At 59.8% G+C, this 14,649-nt stretch carries 14 protein-coding genes; 7 read left to right on the top strand and 7 right to left on the bottom strand.

The window, feature by feature from the left end:
• Nucleotides 1-20 precede the first annotated feature (20 nt).
• On the bottom strand, nt 21-788 hold the full coding sequence (locus OPU96_RS09310; protein ID WP_498558997.1) for a DODA-type extradiol aromatic ring-opening family dioxygenase: 768 nt from the start codon (nt 786-788) through the stop codon (nt 21-23).
• A 103-nt stretch (nt 789-891) separates the two neighbouring features.
• Here OPU96_RS09310 and OPU96_RS09305 point away from each other — a divergent pair, with 103 nt between their 5' ends.
• Nucleotides 892-1,542 (top strand): thiopurine S-methyltransferase, encoded by a 651-nt coding sequence (locus OPU96_RS09305; RefSeq protein ID WP_305392311.1) that lies wholly within the window; start codon nt 892-894, stop codon nt 1,540-1,542.
• A 153-nt stretch (nt 1,543-1,695) separates the two neighbouring features.
• On the opposite strand, the gene htpX is transcribed toward OPU96_RS09305, so the two are convergent.
• Entirely contained in the window at nt 1,696-2,583 is an 888-nt protein-coding gene (gene htpX / locus OPU96_RS09300) for a protease HtpX (protein WP_176998241.1), read from the bottom strand.
• Between the two features lie 305 nt (nt 2,584-2,888).
• Nucleotides 2,889-4,100, bottom strand: a complete 1,212-nt coding sequence (locus tag OPU96_RS09295) for a pyridoxal phosphate-dependent aminotransferase (protein WP_192298757.1) — start codon at nt 4,098-4,100, stop codon at nt 2,889-2,891.
• 202 nt (nt 4,101-4,302) lie between these two features.
• Between OPU96_RS09295 and msrB the strand changes: the two genes are divergently transcribed.
• From msrB to OPU96_RS09280, 3 genes are all read left to right on the top strand, one after another.
• On the top strand, nt 4,303-4,695 hold the full coding sequence (gene msrB / locus OPU96_RS09290) for a peptide-methionine (R)-S-oxide reductase MsrB (protein WP_226455401.1): 393 nt from the start codon (nt 4,303-4,305) through the stop codon (nt 4,693-4,695).
• Between the two features lie 88 nt (nt 4,696-4,783).
• The gene (locus OPU96_RS09285; protein WP_226455402.1) at nt 4,784-5,269 is read left to right on the top strand and encodes a glutathione peroxidase; all 486 of its coding nucleotides are present in this window, start codon (nt 4,784-4,786) and stop codon (nt 5,267-5,269) included.
• Nucleotides 5,266-5,745, top strand: a complete 480-nt coding sequence (locus tag OPU96_RS09280) for a MarR family winged helix-turn-helix transcriptional regulator (protein WP_226455403.1) — start codon at nt 5,266-5,268, stop codon at nt 5,743-5,745. The genes OPU96_RS09285 and OPU96_RS09280 overlap by 4 nt, the downstream gene beginning before the upstream one ends.
• Here OPU96_RS09280 and OPU96_RS09275 read toward each other — a convergent pair.
• Entirely contained in the window at nt 5,699-8,008 is a 2,310-nt protein-coding gene (locus OPU96_RS09275; protein ID WP_226455404.1) for a hybrid sensor histidine kinase/response regulator, read from the bottom strand. The two genes, OPU96_RS09280 and OPU96_RS09275, sit on opposite strands and share 47 nt — an antisense overlap.
• Before the next feature lie 163 nt (nt 8,009-8,171).
• On the opposite strand from OPU96_RS09275, the gene OPU96_RS09270 reads away from it, so the two are divergent.
• Complete coding sequence (locus tag OPU96_RS09270; protein WP_498558996.1) at nt 8,172-9,062, top strand: ATP-binding protein; 891 nt, start codon at nt 8,172-8,174, stop codon at nt 9,060-9,062.
• A complete protein-coding gene (locus OPU96_RS09265; RefSeq protein WP_192298763.1) occupies nt 9,059-9,544 on the top strand; it encodes a free L-methionine (R)-S-oxide reductase MsrC in 486 nt (161 codons plus the stop codon). The genes OPU96_RS09270 and OPU96_RS09265 overlap by 4 nt, the downstream gene beginning before the upstream one ends.
• A gap of 109 nt (nt 9,545-9,653) precedes the next feature.
• Here OPU96_RS09265 and OPU96_RS09260 read toward each other — a convergent pair whose 3' ends face one another.
• The gene (locus OPU96_RS09260) at nt 9,654-13,295 is read right to left on the bottom strand and encodes a transporter substrate-binding domain-containing protein (protein WP_498558995.1); all 3,642 of its coding nucleotides are present in this window, start codon (nt 13,293-13,295) and stop codon (nt 9,654-9,656) included.
• An 8-nt stretch (nt 13,296-13,303) separates the two neighbouring features.
• A complete protein-coding gene (locus OPU96_RS09255) occupies nt 13,304-13,927 on the bottom strand; it encodes a response regulator transcription factor (RefSeq protein WP_226455407.1) in 624 nt (207 codons plus the stop codon).
• Between OPU96_RS09255 and OPU96_RS09250 the strand changes: the two genes are divergently transcribed.
• On the top strand, nt 13,911-14,174 hold the full coding sequence (locus tag OPU96_RS09250) for a hypothetical protein (protein WP_226455408.1): 264 nt from the start codon (nt 13,911-13,913) through the stop codon (nt 14,172-14,174). The genes OPU96_RS09255 and OPU96_RS09250 overlap by 17 nt on opposite strands.
• A 10-nt stretch (nt 14,175-14,184) precedes the next feature.
• On the opposite strand, the gene OPU96_RS09245 is transcribed toward OPU96_RS09250, so the two are convergent.
• Nucleotides 14,185-14,580 (bottom strand): response regulator, encoded by a 396-nt coding sequence (locus OPU96_RS09245; protein ID WP_226455409.1) that lies wholly within the window; start codon nt 14,578-14,580, stop codon nt 14,185-14,187.
• Nucleotides 14,581-14,649 lie beyond the last annotated feature (69 nt).

The raw sequence follows: 14,649 nt of genomic DNA, 5'->3' as shown, positions 1-14,649 counted from the left end.
CTCCCACATTGTGATCTGTGTCAGCCAAACCGGTAGATGTCCATGCCCAAGGCACCCATGGTGAAGCCCTGGTGCGCGATGCTGAAATCCCCGCCGGCGCCGCGCGCGAAGTACAGCGGCAACAGGTGCTCATCACTCGGATGGCTACGTACTGCATGCGGTGCCTGGCGCCGATAATCATGCAGCGCGGCCTCATCGTTGGCGGCCAGCTTTTCCACCATCCAATCGCGAAACTCCCGTGCCCACGGCTCGATGCTTTCCGGCCCGGCGTGCCAGTCCAGCTCACCCAGGTTGTGAGTGATGCTGCCCGAGCCGATCAACAGCACGCCTTGCCCGCGCAAGCCGGCGAGGGCATGTCCGACCCGCGTCTGCAGGGCAGGGCCCATGCGGCTGGGCAACGATACCTGCACTACCGGAATGTCTGCTGCGGGGTACATCAGCGACAGCGGCACCCAGGTGCCGTGGTCGAAAGGGCGGCGCTCATCGATACGCGCATTCAGGCCGTCGGCGTGCAGCAATTCGACAATTTCGCCGGCCAGCTGCGGGTCACCCGGTGCCGGGTACTGCACCGCGAACAGTTCGCGGGGGAAGCCACCGAAGTCATGCCAGGTTTCTGGTGCGGCGCTGCCGCTGACCAGCAGTTCCTGGCTTTCCCAGTGTGCCGAGACCACGACAATCGCCTTCGGACGCGGCATTTCGCCAGCCAGGCGCTGAAGGGCAGGGCCGCTGGCGCCGGGTTGCAGGGCGAGCATGGGCGAGCCGTGGGAGATAAACAGGCTGGGGAACATAAGTAGGGTCCTGAGCGTTAACATGGAGCCATCTTCAATCAGATCATTGATCTAAATCTAATATAAGTTTTAGCGCAATTTGATCGAATTTTCGGGGGTGTCCATGGAACCCAAGTTTTGGCAGGAGCGCTGGGCGCGTAATCAGATCGGCTTTCACTTGCCTGAGGTCAACCCGTACCTGCAACGGCACTGGCCGCCATTGGCCGAAGGCGCCAAGGTGCTGGTGCCCTTGTGTGGCAAGAGCCTGGACTTGATGTGGCTGGCCAGCCAAGGCCTGCGGGTATTGGGGGTGGAGCTGTCGGAGCAGGCGGTTGAGGCGTTCTTCAGTGAGCAGAATCTCACGCCACGCATCACCGGGCGGGGTGTGTTCAAGGTGTATCAGGCGGATTCGATCGAGATTTGGTGTGGCGATTTCTTCGCATTGGATGCCGAGGTGCTGGCGGATTGCGCGGCGCTCTATGATCGCGCGGCGTTGATTGCCTTGCCGCCGCTGATGCGGGCGCGCTACACCGATCATCTGAATACGTTGCTGCCAGCAGGCTGCCAGGGTTTGTTGATTACCCTGGACTACGAGCAAGTGCAGAAGGCGGGTCCTCCGTTCGCGGTGACGGATGAAGAGGTGCAGCTGCTGCTAGGCGAGCACTGGACGCTGCAGGTGCTGCAAGAGCAGGACATCCTGGGTGAGAGTTGGAAGTTTGTGCAGGACGGCGTTACGCGCCTTGAAGAGCGCGTGTATCAGTTGGTCAAGCGCTGAATTTGCTGGCGCCATTGCGGGCAAGTCGAATCGTCGCACCGCCGCCCGCACATTTTGATCGCATTCCCCTGTGGGAGCTGCCTGCGATGGCGATATAAGCAGCCACAAAAAAGGGGCGATCAAATCGCCCCTTTTGGTGACACTCGTGGCCTGTCAGCCTCGACGACGCAGTGCGTCGATCCGCTCTTCCAGCGGCGGGTGGCTCATGAACAGGCGAGCCATGCCCTGTTTGATACCGCCGTTGATGCCAAAGGCCGTCAAGCTGTCCGGCATGTGCACCGGCAGGCCCTGTTCGGAGCGCAGGTGTTGCAGGGCTGCAATCATCGCCCCGGTACCCGCCAGGCGCGCACCGGCTTCGTCTGCGCGGAATTCGCGTTTGCGCGAGAACCACATGGTGATCGCACTGGCCAGGAAGCCCAGCACCAGTTCGGCGAAGATGGTCGCCACGTAGTAGGCAATGCCGCGGCCTTCTTCGTTCTTGAAGATCACCTTGTCGACGAAGTTGCCGATGATCCGTGCGAAGAACATCACGAAGGTGTTCACCACGCCCTGGACCAGCGCCAGGGTGACCATGTCGCCGTTGGCCACGTGGCCGATCTCGTGGGCCAGCACCGCCTTCACTTCGTCGTACGAGAAGCGTTCCAGCATGCCCTGGCTCACTGCAACGAGCGCGTCGTTCTTGTTCCAGCCGGTGGCAAAGGCGTTGGCTTCATAGGCCGGGAAGATCCCGACTTCCGGCATCTTGATACCGGCCTCGCGGGACAATTGCTCGACGGTCTGCAGCAACCATTGCTCATGCCGGGTGCGTGGCTGGGTGATGACTTGGGTGCTGGTGCTCATCTTCGCCATCCACTTGGAGATGAACAGCGAGAACAGCGAGCCGGCAAAACCAAAGACCGCACAGAAAACCAGCAGCTGATTGAGGTTCAGGTCAACCCCGTTGGCCGCCATGAACCCGTTGAAGCCGAAAAGGCTCAGGGTGATGCTGGCAATCAGCACGACCGCCAGGTTAGTGGCCAAGAACAGCAGGATGCGCATCATGGTTGTAGAGTTCTCCTCATGCTAAATATGTCGCGTACTGCGGGGTATATAAGGTGCGGCTTGGGGCTATTCAACCGAGCGACTATTTCAAACTGTGTCCTACAGCCTGAATGTAGGGTCTTGAAGGGAATTTCCGATCCCTAAAGCCCGCCTTGATCGTTATGCCTGTGCCGTCGCGCCCCGTAATTATAGGGGGCTGAGCGTTTTATGGGGGGACCGAGACAGGGAAGAGGGATAAAAGGGTAGAGAAGTGTTGCCAGATAATCGCTGTACGACCTATTCCCAGTCGTACAGCGTCATTGTCGTTACTGGCGATAGGATTTGAGGAAGTTGCCGATGCGACCAATGGCCATGTCCAGGTCATCCACACGCGGCAAGGTCACTACACGGAAGTGATCCGGCCACGGCCAGTTGAACGCCGTGCCCTGGACCACCAGCAGCTTTTCCGACAGCAACAGGTCGAGCACGAATTTCTCGTCGTTGAAGATCGGGCAGACTTTCGGGTCGATGCGTGGGAAGGCGTACAGCGCGCCCATCGGTTTCACACAGCTCACGCCGGGGATGGCATTGAGCAGTTCCCATGTGCGGTTGCGCTGCTCCAGCAGGCGCCCCTGGGGCAGGAGCAGATCGTTGATGCTCTGGTACCCGCCCAGGGCGGTCTGGATGGCGTGCTGGCTCGGCACGTTGGCGCACAGGCGCATGTTGGCCAGCATGTCGATGCCTTCAATGTAGCTCTGGGCGTTGTGCTTGGGACCGGAGATCGCGATCCAGCCGGAACGGAAGCCCGCCACGCGGTAGGACTTGGACAGGCCGTTGAAGGTCAGGCACAGCAGGTCCGGCGCCAGGGAGGCGGTGCATACGTGTACGGCGTCGTCGTAGAGAATCTTGTCGTAGATTTCGTCCGAGAACACCACCAGGTTGTGCTGGCGCGCCAGTTCCAGCATGCCCAGCAGCACTTCCTTGGAATACACCGCGCCGGTCGGGTTGTTCGGGTTGATGATCACCAAAGCCTTGGTGTTCGGGGTGATCTTGGCCTTGATGTCGGCCAGGTCCGGGAACCAGTCGGCGCCTTCGTCACACAGGTAGTGCACCGGGTGGCCGCCGGCCAGGGTCACGGCGGCGGTCCACAGCGGGTAGTCCGGAGCCGGCACCAGCACTTCGTCGCCATTGTTGAGCAGGGCCTGCATGGACATCACGATCAACTCGGACACGCCATTGCCCAGGTAGATGTCCTCGATGCCGACACCTTCGACCTGTTTCTGCTGGTAGTACTGCATCACCGCCTTGCGCGCGCTGAACAGGCCCTTGGAGTCGCTGTAGCCCTGCGCCGTCGGCAGGTTGCGGATCACGTCCTGGAGGATTTCGTCCGGCGCTTCGAAACCAAAGGGCGCCGGGTTGCCGATGTTCAGCTTGAGGATGCGATGGCCTTCCTCTTCCAGACGCTTGGCGTGCTTGAGCACCGGGCCGCGAATGTCGTAGCAGACGTTGGCGAGCTTGTTCGATTTGCTGACCTGCATGGCGATGTGATCCTGAAAATGAACGATCCAGACGGTGTGGACACAACCGTACTGCGAATCCTGCGGGGCCCGCCCCCATAAATACGTTTGAATGCCGATGGCGCGGGTGCCAGACTGGCGTTTTGAAGAGGCGCAATCATACGTGCCACCTGATCTACGGAAAAGATACAGATCAGGGTTTTTCAGTTGCCGAGGTGTATCGATGGAAAAGTTGCAGAAAACCCTTGAGGAATGGCGGGAAATGCTCGACCCGGCGCAGTATCAGGTGTGTCGCCTCAAAGGCACTGAGCGCCCGTTTTCCGGCAAATACAATGCCACCACCACCGATGGCGTTTATCACTGCATCTGCTGCAATGAGCCGCTGTTCGATTCCAGCACCAAATTCGATGCAGGCTGCGGCTGGCCGAGCTTCTACGAACCGATTGCCGAGAGTGCGATGATCGAGATCCGTGACGTCAGCCACGGCATGATCCGCACTGAAGTTACCTGTGCCAAATGCGATGCCCACTTGGGCCACGTGTTCCCGGACGGCCCGCCGCCGACGGGCTTGCGTTACTGCATCAACTCGGTGTGCCTCGATTTCGTGCCGCGCTAGCACGACAGGAATGCATGATTAAATTGCGTGCAATTGAATTGGAAGCTATCTTTCAGCCTCTTTCCTCCTTTGTCATCGAGGCACTGCCATGAGCAATCCCCTGCTGAGCATTCCTTGCACCACCATCAAGGGTGAGCAAAAAACCTTGGCCGATTTCGCCGGCAAGGCCATCCTGGTGGTCAACACCGCCAGCAAATGTGGCTTCACCCCGCAGTACAAGGGGCTGGAGCAACTCTGGCAGGCCTACAAGGACCAGGGGCTGGTGGTATTGGGGTTTCCCTGCAACCAGTTCGGCAAGCAGGAGCCGGGTAACGAAGGGGCGATTTCCGAGTTCTGCGAGCTGAATTTCGGCGTCAGTTTCCCCTTGTTCAAGAAAATCGACGTCAATGGCAACGATGCCCACCCGTTGTTCGTCCAGTTGAAACAGCAAGCGCCAGGCCTGCTCGGCTCCAAAGGCATCAAGTGGAACTTCACCAAGTTCCTCATCGGTCGCGACGGCCAGGTGGTCAAGCGTTTCGCCCCGACCACCAAGCCCCAGGACCTGACTCAAGAGATCGAAGCCCTGCTCAAATGACCGTCTCCCTCGCCCTCGACCATCAGCTGTGCTTCAAGCTCTATGCCGCTTCCCGCGCCGTGACCCGTGCCTATAAGCCCATGCTCGATCAGCTCGGCCTGACCTATCCGCAGTATCTGGCCATGCTGGTGCTGTGGGAATGGCACGCGGCGGCCCCGGCCCTGCCCACGGTGCGGGCGCTGGGGCAGCGGTTGATGCTCGATTCGGGCACGCTCACGCCCCTGCTCAAGCGCCTGGAGCAACTCGGGCTGGTGCTGCGTCAGCGCAGTGCACGGGACGAGCGTGAGGTGCATTTGAGCCTGAGCGAGGCGGGCGCGCAGTTGAAGGGGCAGGCCCACGCCTTGAAAACCCGCTTGCTGTGCGACAGCGGCGTCGACCTGAACCAGGCCGATGCCCTGCGCGATGGCCTGGACCAACTGCTGGCGCAGATCAAAGACTTGTCGTCCTCGGCACCCACAGATCCAGCAGGCCATTGAGCTCTTCACGACGGAATGGCTTGGCCAGGTAGTCATTCATCCCCGCTGCTCGGCAACGTTCGCGTTCTTCGGCCAGGGCATTGGCGGTCAAGGCCACGATGGGCAGGTCCGGCCAGCGCCCGCTGCGGCGGATCTGCCGGCTGGCCTCGTAGCCATCCATGACCGGCATGTTGCAGTCCATGAGCACCATGTCAAAGCGCTGTTCCTCAAGGAACTTGAGCGCTTCGCCACCATGGGCGGCGATCACCACTTCACAGCCCAGCTTGCTCAGCATGCCCTTGGCCACCAGTTGATTGACCGGATTGTCCTCTACCAGCAGGATGCGTGCCCGCTGCGCGAGGGGTGGGGTCTCGATCTGGATCGGGTCAAGGAACGGTTGCGTGTCGCTGCGCAGGTTGCGATGCAGGATCTGGTACAGCGCAGTGCGGCTCAACGGGCGCGCCTGTTGCTGCAACGGCGCCAGGGCCGCGACTTCTTCACTGGGCATGAAGTTGCCATAGGCGGTGACCAACAGGATCGGGGCGCTGATCGTCGGGCGCAGGCGGAACAGGCATTCGGGGCAGTCAGTGATCAACAGATCGGGGCTTTGCCCGCCCAAGTCGGCATCGCGGGGATAGCAGCGTGGCGTGAGCCCCCAATGTGGTAGCAGGGTGGTGAGCAATTCCGCCAGGCCGCTGCCGGCACTGGTAATGGCGATCACCTCGCCTTGCAGAGGCGCCTGCTGAACCGCCGGTAAATGTGTGGGCAGCGGTAATTCGGCGCAGAACTGGCTGCCGAAGCCGACTTCTGAACTGATGCTCAAGCGCCCGCGCATCGCTTCGCACAGGTTGTAGGTCAGGGCCAGGCCCAGCCCGGTGCCGCCAAACTGGCGGGTGATGCCTGCGCCGGCCTGGGTAAAAGGCTGGAAGATCTTCACCTGCGCTTCCTGGGCAATGCCGATACCGGTGTCACACACCTCGATTCTGACTTGGTCATTGTGGGTGCTCAGGCGCACGTCCACACGGCCAAAGCGTGTGAATTTCAGCGCGTTGGACAACAAATTGCTGACGATCTGCCGCACGCGTGTCGGGTCACCGATCACCTGGGCCGGAAACTGTGGGTCGATCAGGCAGGTCAGTTCCACGCTTGAGGCGGCGTTCTGCGACAGCAGGTTCGCGGTATCTTCCACCAACGAGCCCAGGTCGAACGGGATCGACTCCAGCTCCAACTGGCCGGCGTCAAACTTGGACAGGTCGAGAATGTCGTTGAGCAACTCCACCAGCACTTTGCCCGAGTCATGGGCTATCGACAGTTGCTGGCGCTGTTCGGCGGTCAGCGGGCTGTCCAGGCTAAGGGCGATCATCCCCAGCAAGCCATTGAGCGGTGTGCGGATTTCATGGCTCATGTTCGCCAGGAACGCGGCCCTGGCTTGGGCCATGCCCAGGGCGTTGACCTTCGCCGCCTCCAGCTCGTCATTGGATTGGCTCAGGCGTTGATTGCTGGTCTTGAGTTCCAGGGTGCGGGCCGAGACGATATTTTCCAGTTGCCCCAGGTATTCGGTGAGGCGGTCTTCGGCGTGGCGGCGCTGCTGGATCTCGGTTTCCATGTTTTCAAATTGCTGGTTGGCGACGTTCACCAGCACGCCGATTTCGTCGTGCTCGTGGCCGGGCGGGCAATCCAGGCGCGTCTGCTTGCTGGTACTCAGGGCGTGGATGATGCGCACCAGCGGTTGGGTCAGCATCACGTAGAACAGGGCGAGCAGGATCCCGGTCAGCAGCAGGCTGCGGGCAAAGCCATTGAGCAAGGTGATTTCGGCGCGGCGCAGGAATCGGCTGCCGAACGCGTAGGTATCGACGTCGAGGTGCAATTCGCCGAGGGATTCGTTGGGCATGTGGCTGAGGAACAGTCGGTCTTCAAACTGGCGATTGGCACCAAACAGGAAATCGCTGATGGGGCGGTAGGTACTTTCCTTGCGTGGCCGATTGACGTCAGCCAGTACCACGCCGTTGTTATCGACCAGACGGGCGCGGATGATCGCAGGGGATTGCAGCAGGCCCAGGGTCAGCTCTTGCGCCAGTTCGGCGTCGATGTTGTAGGCGATACGTGACGCGGGGTTGTGGCTGATTTCGAGCAACGAGCGTATTTCACGGTTGATGGATGCGTCTTCGCTGGCATAATCAATGCCGATTTGGATCAGACTGAGCAAGGTTCCCAAGACGAAACCGACCAGCACAGTCAATCTGGCTTGTTTATAAGACAAGCGGTGGGCGAACTTGATATCCATTGAGTGTTGAACCACTTCACGTTTCCCTTCGCCCGGCAAGCATAGCTGAACATCCACCGGCTCTGGCTTGCCCGGCATTAATCGTTTTTTACGCAGCCTCGTGTGTTTTGCCGCGGGGCTGCCAATACGCCATCTTTTGCAAGAACTTGCCAGAGGAATAATCGTGGATTCTCGATTGAATGCCTTTCTTGAGCGGGCCGATGCAGTGCTCGCCCGCCTGGAACCCTTGTTACCCGCGCCGCGCCAAACCGTCGACTGGAGCCACTGCCTGGCTGCCCGCTGGCAGCGTGAAGGCCGCACTGGTTACTTGCTGCCGCTGGAAGTCAGCCTGGATATGCGCCTGTCCGACCTGATCGGCGTGGACAAGCAACGGGAAACCCTGGCGCGCAATACCCAGCAGTTTCTCGACGGCCTGCCTGCCAACCATGCGTTGTTGTGGGGGTCGCGCGGCACCGGCAAGTCGTCCATGGTTCGCGCCTTGCTGGCCCAGCATGCAGCGGCCGGCCTGCGCTTGATCGAGATCGAACGCGACCACCTGGCCGACCTGCCGCGTGTGGTCGAGCAACTGCTCAAGCTGCCGCAACGCTTCATCCTGTTCTGTGATGACCTGTCGTTCGAAGCGGGCGAGGGCGACTATCGCGTGCTCAAGAGCGTGCTCGATGGATCCCTCGAGCAGGCGCCGGAAAACGTGCTGCTGTACGCCACGTCGAACCGTCGTCACCTGGTACCGGAAAACCAGAGTGACAACGACAACTGGAAACGTGTGGACGGTGAGTTGCACCCCAGCGAGGCGGTGGAAGACAAGATCGCGCTGTCCGACCGTTTTGGCCTGTGGCTGTCGTTCTACCCGTTTACCCAGGAACACTTCCTGGATGTGGTTGAGCACTGGATCGGCGAACTGGCGGGCAAGGCCGGCCTGCCGTGGCAACGTGACGAAGCGCTCGACATCCTCGCCGTGCGCTGGGCCACCGGACGCGGCAACCGCAACGGCCGTTGCGCATATCAATTCGCCCGTTACTGGGTGGGCCTCAAATTGCTGGAGCGTCAACCATGATCGATCTACAACACGCCGGCACCGGCCTCGACGGCTATGCCATGCTGTGTGCGCAACTGGAGTCGCTGCTCGCCGATGAACGTGACTTCATCGCCAACAGTGCGCAGTTTTCTGCGTTCCTGTTCAACCAGTTGGACGACCTCAACTGGGCCGGTTTCTACCTCAACCGCAATGAAGAGTTGGTGCTGGGGCCGTTCCAGGGTCAGATCGCCTGTGTGCGTATTCCGTTTGGCCGGGGTGTGTGCGGCGCCGCAGCCGCCTCGCGGCAAACCCAGCGGGTGGAAGATGTGCATGCGTTCCCGGGGCATATCGCGTGCGACAGTGCCTCCAACAGTGAGTTGGTGGTGCCACTGGTCAAGGATGGCCAGTTGATCGGCGTTCTCGACCTCGACAGCCCGTCACTGGCGCGTTTTACCGAGCAGGACAGCGTTGGCATCGAGCAATTGGCGGCGATTTTCCTGCGTTTGACCGACTGCCCATAACACCATCGCGCTTTTCGTGGCGAGGGAGCCTGCTCCCGCTGGAATGCGCAGCGCTCCCCGGTTTTGGCGCCGCTACGCAGCCCAACGGGAGCAAGCTGCCTCGCCACAACTAGAGGTTATCCCGGCGATTCAGCTCATTGAGCTGGGTTTGCAGTACCCGCTCCAGTTCAAGCATGCATTTTTCCAGAGCCTTGATACCTGTTTCGATCGTGGCCCGGTCCTCACCCGCTGCGCAGGCCTGTTCCAGGGCTTCACATTGCCCGGCCAACACGCTGGCCTGCACGATGCGCGCAGCACCCTTGATCTTGTGGGCCTGCTCGATGATGTCCTGGGTTGCGGCCTCGCGTGCAAGCAAGGCGACCAGCTCCTGGCGATCACGGCCGCTGCTGCTCAGCAACTCCTCCAGCAGGCGCCGGCTCAGTTGCGGGTCGCCTCCGGTGAGCGCGTCCAGGCTGCCGAGGTCCAACTTGAGGCCCGATGGCTGCGGGCATATCTGCGCCAGTTGCCGCTCCAGTGCCGTCAGGCTGATCGGTTTGAACAGGCAATCGTCCATGCCCGCTTCAATGCAGCGCTGTCTCTCCTCGGGCTGGGCGTTGGCGGTAAAACCCAGCACTACGCAAGGGCGCAGTTGTTCGCGCTGTTCGTACTCACGAATCGAGCGGGTCAACTCGTAGCCGTTCATGATGGGCATGTTGCAGTCGGCGATCACCAGGTCGAAGCGTTCCTGGCGCCAGGCCTGAAAGCCGGCAGCACCGTGCGGGGCCGCGGTGAACTGGTGCCCCAGGTAACCCAGTTGCTGGCACATCAGCAAGCGGTTCGCCGGGTGATCGTCCACCACCAATACGTTGAGCACCGGGGCAGGCGCCGGCGCCACCGGCTTGAGTTCATTCACCGCCTCGACTGGCTGCAGGCGCGACATTTTCAGGCTGACATGCACCTGGGTACCGACCATCGGTACGCTGCTCAGGCTCAGGGTGCCGCCCATCATTGCGCACAAGCTGCGGCAGATCACCAGTCCCAGTCCTGCGCCGCTGCGGGCCAAATGCCCCGAGTTGTCCGCCTGGGCGAAGGGTTCGAACAACCGCAGTTGGTCGTCGCGGTTGATGCCGATACCGGTGTCCTCCACCACCAGCTTCATTTCGACTTGCTGCGCGACCTCGGTGTCCAGTAATTCCACGCGGATCTTTACCTGACCGCGTTCAGTGAACTTGATGGCATTGCTGACCAGGTTGGACAGCACCTGCTTGAAGCGCAACGGGTCGATCAGCACATCGTGGTCATCACACTCAGGCTTGAACTCCAGCAGCAGGCTCAGGGTTTTCTGGCGCGCCAGGCCGTCGAATACCCGCACCACCGATTCGATCACTTCCTTGAGGTTGACGCGCTCGGGGGCCAGGCTCAGGCGGCCGGATTCGATGCGGGCGATGTCGAGGATGTCGCCGATCAGTTCCAGCAAATCCTTGGCCGAGTTGTAGGCCACCTCGATTGCCGGACGGTCCAGGTGCCCTTGGTCGGCACGTTTTAGCGTCAGCTCCAGCATACCGATCACCGCATTCATCGGCGTACGGATCTCGTGGCTCATGGTTGCGAGAAAAGTGCTTTTCGCCCGATTAGCCTCGTCGGCGCGCTCCTTGGCCGTGCGCAGTTCATCGAACAGCTGGCGCCGCTCGCTGATGTCGATCCAGCCGCCGATGACGCCTTGGACCTCGCCCGTCGAATCGCGGTAAGGCAGGATCCAGTGGTAGATCGTCAGTTTCTTGCCGCGGATGTGCAGCGACCGATCCAGGATCAACGGGTCGCCTTGCGCCACAACGCGCTGGTAGTCGGCGTGATATTGAGCGGCCTCTGTTTCGAGTGCCGTGCTGATCTGGAGCGCACTTTTGCCGATCACGTCCTCGCGCTTGACGTCGAACGCTTGCAGGTAGCTGTCGTTACAGGTTTGCAGCAGGCCCTTGCGGTCACGCACGTAAATCGGATGGGGCGTTTCGTTGACCAGTGCGCGCATGAACTCGAACTGGTCGTTGAGTGCGCGCTCGGCCATCTTGCGATGCTTGATCTGCCGGCGCATGTAGGCGTTCCAGGCCAGGGAAATCAATAGCAGCAGGCCAGTGCCGAGAATGATCTTGGCGATCAGGTCGTGGTAGTTGCGCCAGTAACTGTCGGACGCGGCGGTGTAGCCGCGCCACCGGCTGTTGATGACGCCCAGCTCATCCGGGGCGATGCTGAGCAGGGCCTTGTCGATAATCGACGTGAGTTCGGTGGCCCTGCGGGACGTCGCCAGCGCGAACGTGGCCGGCGCGGTGCCGATGCTGGAGCTGATCTGAATCTTGTCCTGGAACATCGGTGAGGACAGCAAGTAGTTGGCGATCACCAAGGTGTTTACGGCGCCGTCCACGTGCCCTTGTACCAACAGCTCGGTGGATTTGAAGGTGTCACCGGTCTCTACCAGTTGAATCCGCGGATAGCGTTCGCGCAGGAACTTTACCAGCGGGCTGCCCTGGGTGACCGCCAGGCGCTTGCCTTCCATCGCGTCCAGGCCGTTCGGCGTCCGGTCTTCCTTGCGCGTCAACATCACGTAGGAGTTTTCGAGATAGGGCCGGCTGAAGTTCAGTTGGGCCTCCCGCTCGGTGCTTGGCACGATGGCACCGATCATGTCGGCCTTGCCGGTGTTGATCTGGTCGATCGTTGCGTTCACATCGCGCTCGCGCTGGAGTTCGAAGCGCAACCCGGTGCGCAGGCGGATCAGCTCCAGCAGGTCGGCGGTGATGCCGCGAAAATTGCCGTCGGCATCGAAGAAGGACAACGGTGCGAAGGTTTCGTTGACAACCACCTTGACCACCGGGTGATCGTTCAGCCAGCGCTCCTCGCGTTTGCTCAGTTGCAGCTTCTGGTCGGTCAGCAGGATGTCGCTGCCGGCACTCCAGCGCTTGGCAATGCTCTCGCGTTCGTTGGTGGGCACCTTTGCCAGCACTGAATCGACAATGCCCTGCAGCATGTGCTGGTCCTGGCGCATGGCAAAGCTGAAACCATGGGCCTCGTGCTTCCCGAAATTGGCCATGCGGATATTTTTCAGGTAGCCCTTGTTGATCATGTAGTGAGTGGAAATGGTATCGCCGAGAAACACATCCGCCTGATCGAATGCCACCGCATTCAACGCATTCTGGTACGACGGGTAGGCGCGGATCAGGGCCTTGGGGTACAGCTTCTGCACTTCGTCCAGTGGCAGGTAGTGATAGACCAGGCTTAACCGCAGCCCTGCGAGGCCATCTGTGAGGCTGCGGGTTTCACCCTCGCGGGTGACCAGCACCGGTTGATCCACCGCATACGGCGCGGAAAGGCTGAGCAGGGGGTTGGCGGCCTCAAAGCCATTGGAGGTGCCGAGCAGGTCGATCTCCCCCGATTCGAGTGCCTGGATGGACGCTTCCCGTGATGGGTAGCGCAAGACCTTGACCGGCATCGACAAGGCCTTGGCCAGAATCCCGGCATAATCGGCGGTCAGTCCTTCGTAGTCACGCCCACTGGATGTGAGGTCGAAGGGCGGGTAGTCAGGGAGTGCCGTGCCCAGCACCAGCTCGCGTTTGTTCTGCAACCACTGGCGCTGGGTCTTGTCCAGAGGGGTGTCCAGTTGGACGGACCCTGCGCGGCTCAATAAGGTGAAGTGTTCCGGCTCCGGTTGAACAGCGAGCACAGTGGTGCTCAAGCACACGCCTGCGCTCAATACAATCAAATAATCCTTTATACGCCTGGGCATCCGCTTTCTCACACTAGCGCGTTTCGTTTTGCCAACTCGATAAGTTCTACCAAGGATTTGGCCTTTAATTTTTGCATGAGCCTCTTTTTATAAGTGCTGACGGTCTTGTTGCTTAGAAACATGCCTTTGGCAATTTCCTTGTTGGTGCGGCCTTGTGCAAAAAGTTGCAAAACCATCAGTTCCCGGTCATTAACCGATTTGAATAGTTCAAGTTCATGGGAGTGACTTTCTGAGCCTGCGGCGTTCAATGCCTGGCTGGGGAAATAGTTATAACCGGATAATACGGCGCGGATGGCGCTGAGCAGTTCGCTCAGGTCGCCTTCCTTGCACACATAGCCGTCGGCACCCGAGCGCATGCAGCGTGTGGCAAAGAGCGTAGGGGACTGCGCGGTCAGGACGAGGGTCTTCATCTGGGTGTTCATCGCGTTGAATCGGCACAACACTTCAAGCCCATCGAGTTTCGGAATACTGATGTCAAGAATGATCAAGTCCGGAAGGCATTCACGGACCATTTGTATCGCATCACAACCATTATCCGTTTCACCGACGACTTTGTAGCCTTCGTGCTCCAACAACATTCGAATTGCCAACCTTATAACGGGGTGGTCATCGATAATGAAAACTGAGTTCATAATCACATTCCATGCAAGTGCAAATAAAGCGGGCACATTAGCTCAGAAGATGTGGTGTGAGCATGAAGCCTGGTGGCAGCAGATACAAAACAAGAATGTTCCTACATCAAAAAAGGCTGAGACCTACAGGTCATCAGGATTTATGGCTGGCTGTGTCAGTGTGTCGATGGCTGCAGGGTGGGAATGTTGCGGTCAGGATGGCGAGGTTGGCTTTGTACTGGTTATTTTCTTATGTGTTGATGTTTAAATTCCTACGGCTACAAGTCAGATATTGGATTAAGTAGTGCTGAAAGTTCGTTGCCGTTCAACGGTTTTGACAAGTAACCCAGTAACGGCAAGTGACGTTGTTGCGCTTGAATATAGAGTTTTGATAATTCGAGTAGGGACAGGCTGCTGAGCAACACCGCTGCGCTGATGAACCCACGGCGGCTGGCTATTTCGACCAGTTCCAGCCCCGGCAGGTCCGGCAGGCATTGGTCGCAGAGCAACAGGTCGAAAGGCGTTTCGGAGCGGCTCATCTGACGGACCGCCTGTTCGGCGTTTTCCGCCAGGGTCTGCTGCGTGAAACCGAAGCTTTTGAGCAGGCACTGAGTCGCGATGAGCTGAAAGGGATGGTCCTCCACCAACAGGATACGCAGGTGATGTTCGGGCATAAAAGGGCACACACTGAGTCAAGCGTCGTGGGTTGGGGCGTAGGAATTACTCGCCAGATCGGCCAGAAA

It is taken from the genome of Pseudomonas sp. RP-B7, from assembly GCF_059803535.1.
The sequence above is the reverse complement of the archived record's forward strand: the minus strand, read 5'-3'. Positions and strand labels throughout refer to the sequence as shown.

Excerpts from the sequence above, each read along its gene's own strand:
- OPU96_RS09310 (WP_498558997.1), bottom strand. The coding sequence starts at position 788 with ATGTTCCCCAGCCTGTTTATCTCCCACGGCTCGCCCATGCTCGCCCTG.
- OPU96_RS09305 (WP_305392311.1), top strand. The coding sequence starts at position 892 with ATGGAACCCAAGTTTTGGCAGGAGCGCTGGGCGCGTAATCAGATCGGC.
- htpX (WP_176998241.1), bottom strand. The coding sequence starts at position 2,583 with ATGATGCGCATCCTGCTGTTCTTGGCCACTAACCTGGCGGTCGTGCTG.
- OPU96_RS09295 (WP_192298757.1), bottom strand. The coding sequence starts at position 4,100 with ATGCAGGTCAGCAAATCGAACAAGCTCGCCAACGTCTGCTACGACATT.
- msrB (WP_226455401.1), top strand. The coding sequence starts at position 4,303 with ATGGAAAAGTTGCAGAAAACCCTTGAGGAATGGCGGGAAATGCTCGAC.
- OPU96_RS09285 (WP_226455402.1), top strand. The coding sequence starts at position 4,784 with ATGAGCAATCCCCTGCTGAGCATTCCTTGCACCACCATCAAGGGTGAG.
- OPU96_RS09280 (WP_226455403.1), top strand. The coding sequence starts at position 5,266 with ATGACCGTCTCCCTCGCCCTCGACCATCAGCTGTGCTTCAAGCTCTAT.
- OPU96_RS09275 (WP_226455404.1), bottom strand. The coding sequence starts at position 8,008 with ATGGATATCAAGTTCGCCCACCGCTTGTCTTATAAACAAGCCAGATTG.
- OPU96_RS09265 (WP_192298763.1), top strand. The coding sequence starts at position 9,059 with ATGATCGATCTACAACACGCCGGCACCGGCCTCGACGGCTATGCCATG.
- OPU96_RS09260 (WP_498558995.1), bottom strand. The coding sequence starts at position 13,295 with ATGCCCAGGCGTATAAAGGATTATTTGATTGTATTGAGCGCAGGCGTG.
- OPU96_RS09250 (WP_226455408.1), top strand. The coding sequence starts at position 13,911 with ATGAAAACTGAGTTCATAATCACATTCCATGCAAGTGCAAATAAAGCG.
- OPU96_RS09255 (WP_226455407.1), bottom strand. The coding sequence starts at position 13,927 with ATGAACTCAGTTTTCATTATCGATGACCACCCCGTTATAAGGTTGGCA.
- OPU96_RS09245 (WP_226455409.1), bottom strand. The coding sequence starts at position 14,580 with ATGCCCGAACATCACCTGCGTATCCTGTTGGTGGAGGACCATCCCTTT.